1 protein-coding gene is annotated in these 1,056 nt (G+C 37.0%); it reads right to left on the reverse strand.

All coding sequences use genetic code 11. The features are described 5' to 3' along the window. Positions 1-81 precede the first annotated feature (81 nt). Positions 82-402 (reverse strand): FxLYD domain-containing protein, encoded by a 321-nt coding sequence (locus DYY65_RS06890; RefSeq protein WP_162477242.1) that lies wholly within the window; start codon positions 400-402, stop codon positions 82-84. Positions 403-1,056 lie beyond the last annotated feature (654 nt).

Genomic DNA, 1,056 nt, shown 5'->3' on the forward strand with positions numbered 1-1,056 from the left:
GTAGTCACTTTTCCTCAACAAATGTAGTAGGATACATCTAATTCATTAGTACATACTTCAAGTTATTTCTTTCCAATCTAACTAACTCCAATCATATGATAGTCTGTAGCTTACTGGCTTGCCACTGATCTGATCTGAAGTGACAAAGCTGTCAAATGTTGACGTATGACCAGGATCCATATTTGGTGGTGTTGTTATGCAACATGTACTATCTGCAATCAGATTTCTACTACCATCATAGAAATGAACTGTTACTTGAACAGAATTCAATGTATCATTACCCTTGTTTGTGATTTCACCCATCACATGGTAGGCACCAGTTATGTCCTTCTTTGCAGTAGTAACGTGAACTTGGATAACACTTGGATCATTATTTGGAAAATCAGTTGCGTTACTTGGCAATTGAGCCAAGCCGCCATGACTGCTGCCACTACTACTGCTCTTGTGTGACTTTGCAAACGCTGGAAGAATAGGCAGATAGCACCAGCGATAGTCCTAGAAAGGAGACTAAAATTAAAGGAAGAAACCCTTGCTTTTGTTTGGACATCGTATTAGCGGTCTCACTAATCAACTTTGAAGGACTATAAAAACATATGAAAAAATTCTACTAAAATATTTTACTTTCCTAAAACGAGTTCTGTACGACAAAGAATGAATTTCCCTTAAGGCCTTTCAACTAATTAACCGTCAATCCACTAACTTTCAGTTTTTTCCTTATTTTGTATTTGGCAGAACTTTAGTTGGACTTAATTTGGTACGATAAACTTCAAATCATCTATATCAGACAACGTTATAGTATACAACCGTTAACACTAGCACTGCTGAAACCAACCCGAGAGAGAACAGCTTGTTATTCATTTTTGTCACAAAAAATAGGGTTTATTTTGCGAGAGAAATAGCTCCCCATTGTAGCATAGATATTTCAGTCAATTAGATGGTTTGGGGTATATAACCCACGGCATCAAGGTTGCAGGTGCTGATTTTATTTTGATAAACATGACCAAAGAAGGGCTGTTAGCAAGTGCATGAGATTCTGACATTAGCCGTTAATTAGTT

The organism is Nitrososphaera sp. AFS (assembly GCF_009898475.1).
Lineage (GTDB): Archaea > Thermoproteota > Nitrososphaeria > Nitrososphaerales > Nitrososphaeraceae > Nitrosopolaris.